At 50.9% G+C, this 3266-nt stretch carries 1 rRNA gene; it reads right to left on the bottom strand.

The window, feature by feature from the left end:
* Positions 1-113: 113 nt before the first annotated feature.
* Positions 114-2993: ribosomal RNA gene (locus LC093_RS20015) — 23S ribosomal RNA — on the bottom strand.
* Between the last annotated feature and the right edge of the window lie 273 nt (positions 2994-3266).

The raw sequence follows: 3266 nt of genomic DNA, 5'->3' as shown, positions 1-3266 counted from the left end.
TGACCGGCGATAACCCCAAATAAATCGGTAAAACAATCTGTAGTAATACACCGCAAGTTTTGCGCGTCTCTCGATGGGACACAATCCCAATCGTTAGTAACCATCTCTGTTGTATGGTCAAGCCGCACGGGCAATTAGTACTGGTTAGCTCAACGCCTCACAACGCTTCCACACCCAGCCTATCAACGTGGTAGTCTTCCACGGCCCTTCAGGACTCTCAAGGAGTCAGGGAGATCTCATCTTGAAGGAGGCTTCCCGCTTAGATGCTTTCAGCGGTTATCCCGTCCGAACATAGCTACCGGGCAATGCCACTGGCGTGACAACCCGAACACCAGAGGTTCGTTCACTCCGGTCCTCTCGTACTAGGAGCAACTCTTCTCAAATCTCCAACGCCCACGGCAGATAGGGACCGAACTGTCTCACGACGTTCTAAACCCAGCTCGCGTACCACTTTAAATGGCGAACAGCCATACCCTTGGGACCGGCTTCAGCCCCAGGATGTGATGAGCCGACATCGAGGTGCCAAACACCGCCGTCGATGTGAACTCTTGGGCGGTATCAGCCTGTTATCCCCGGAGTACCTTTTATCCGTTGAGCGATGGCCCTTCCATACAGAACCACCGGATCACTATGACCTACTTTCGTACCTGCTCGTCATGTCTGACTCGCAGTCAAGCGCACTTATACCATTATGCTCATTGCATGATTTCCGACCATGCTGAGTGCACCTTCGTACTCCTCCGTTACTCTTTGGGAGGAGACCGCCCCAGTCAAACTACCCACCATACACTGTCCTCGATCCGGATAACGGACCAGAGTTAGAACCTCAAACATACCAGGGTGGTATTTCAAGGATGGCTCCACAGTAACTGGCGTTACTGCTTCAAAGCCTCCCACCTATCCTACACAAGTAGGCTCAAAGTTCAGTGCAAAGCTGTAGTAAAGGTTCACGGGGTCTTTCCGTCTAGCCGCGGGTACACTGCATCTTAACAGCGATTTCAATTTCACTGAGTCTCTGGTGGAGACAGCGTGGCCATCGTTACGCCATTCGTGCAGGTCGGAACTTACCCGACAAGGAATTTCGCTACCTTAGGACCGTTATAGTTACGGCCGCCGTTTACCGGGGCTTCGATCAAGAGCTTCGCATAAGCTAACCCCATCAATTAACCTTCCGGCACCGGGCAGGCGTCACACCCTATACGTCCACTTACGTGTTTGCAGAGTGCTATGTTTTTAATAAACAGTCGCAGCCACCTGGTCACTTCGACCGGCCTCAGCTTAGGGAGCAAGTCCCATCACCAAAACCGGCGTACCTTCTCCCGAAGTTACGGTACCATTTTGCCTAGTTCCTTCACCAGAGTTCTCTCAAGCGCCTTGGTATTCTCTACCTGACCACCTGTGTCGGTTTAGAGTACGGTTCACAATTGCCTGAAGCTTAGAAGTTTTTCCTGGAAGCAGGGCATCAACCACTTCGTCTCTAAAAGAGACTCGTCATCAGTTCTCAGCCTTAGGGACCCGGATTTGCCTAAGTCCCCAGCCTACAACCTTAAACATGGACAACCAATCGCCATGCTGGCCTAGCCTTCTCCGTCACTCCATCGCAGCAATTGCAAGTACAGGAATATTAACCTGTTTCCCATCGACTACGGCTTTCGCCCTCGCCTTAGGGGCCGACTAACCCTGTCCCGATTAGCGTTGGACAGGAACCCTTGGTCTTCCGGCGGGGAGGTTTTTCACCCCCCTTGTCGTTACTCATGTCAGCATTCGCACTTGTGATACCTCCAGCAAACCTCACAGTTCACCTTCAGCGGCTTACACAACGCTCCTCTACCATGCTTAAAAAGCATCCGCAGCTTCGGTTATCAGTTTGAGCCCCGGTATATCTTCCGCGCGGGCCGACTCGACTAGTGAGCTATTACGCTTTCTTTAAAGGATGGCTGCTTCTAAGCCAACCTCCTAGCTGTCTGGGCCTTCCCACATCGTTTCCCACTTAACTGATATTTGGGACCTTAGCTGGCGGTCTGGGTTGTTTCCCTTTCCACGACGGACGTTAGCACCCGCCGTGTGTCTCCCGCGATTGCACTCCTCGGTATTCGGAGTTTGCATGGGGTTGGTAAGTCGGGATGACCCCCTAGCCCAAACAGTGCTCTACCCCCGAGGGTGAGACGCGAGGCGCTACCTAAATAGCTTTCGAGGAGAACCAGCTATCTCCCGGCTTGATTAGCCTTTCACTCCGATCCACAGGTCATCTCCTAATTTTTCAACATTAGTGAGTTCGGTCCTCCAGTTGATGTTACTCAACCTTCAACCTGCCCATGGATAGATCGCCGGGTTTCGGGTCTATTGCCTGCAACTAAACGCCCTATTAAGACTCGATTTCTCTACGGCTCCCCTATGCGGTTAACCTTGCTACAGACAATAAGTCGCTGACCCATTATACAAAAGGTACGCAGTCACCCCGAAGGGCTCCTACTGCTTGTACGTATACGGTTTCAGGTTCTATTTCACTCCCCTCTCCGGGGTTCTTTTCGCCTTTCCCTCACGGTACTGGTTCACTATCGGTCAGCTGGGAGTATTTAGCCTTGGAGGATGGTCCCCCCATGTTCAGTCAAGATAACACGTGTCCCGACCTACTCGATTTCACTCAATGTGCCTTTTCGTGTACGGGGCTATCACCCTGTATCGCGGAACTTTCCAGATCCTTCCACTAAGACATAAAGAGCTTAAGGGCTAATCCCCTTTCGCTCGCCGCTACTCAGGGAATCTCGGTTGATTTCTTTTCCTCCGGGTACTTAGATGTTTCAGTTCCCCGGGTTCGCCTCGCATACCTATGTATTCAGTATGCGATACCTGTAAAACAGGTGGGTTTCCCCATTCGGACATTCCAGGATCAAAGCTTGTGTGCCAGCTCCCCTAGACTTTTCGCAGGCTCCTACGTCCTTCATCGCCTCCAGCTGCCAAGGCATCCACCGTATACGCTTAGTCGCTTGACCATACAACACAAACGACTACTAACGACTGGACGCGCATTGACTTGCGCTTACGCTATGTTTCCATAACTTAAGCAAGTACAACTGCACGTTGTATGTATTTGAATGCGACCAAGCATTCAAACACCGGATTGTGTGCTTGAGAGACACACAAAAATTGCTGATTAAGTATTGTTAGTACTTAACCTCGCCTTGCAGTGTATTACTACAAATTGTTTTACCTTGTTAAAGAGCATCTGATGTAAAAATCAGGAAGCTGAACTCTCAAGCAATATG

The organism is Microbulbifer aggregans (assembly GCF_020524005.1).
In the GTDB taxonomy this organism is placed as follows: domain Bacteria; phylum Pseudomonadota; class Gammaproteobacteria; order Pseudomonadales; family Cellvibrionaceae; genus Microbulbifer; species Microbulbifer aggregans_A.
This window is presented reverse-complemented; position numbering and strand designations above follow the sequence as displayed.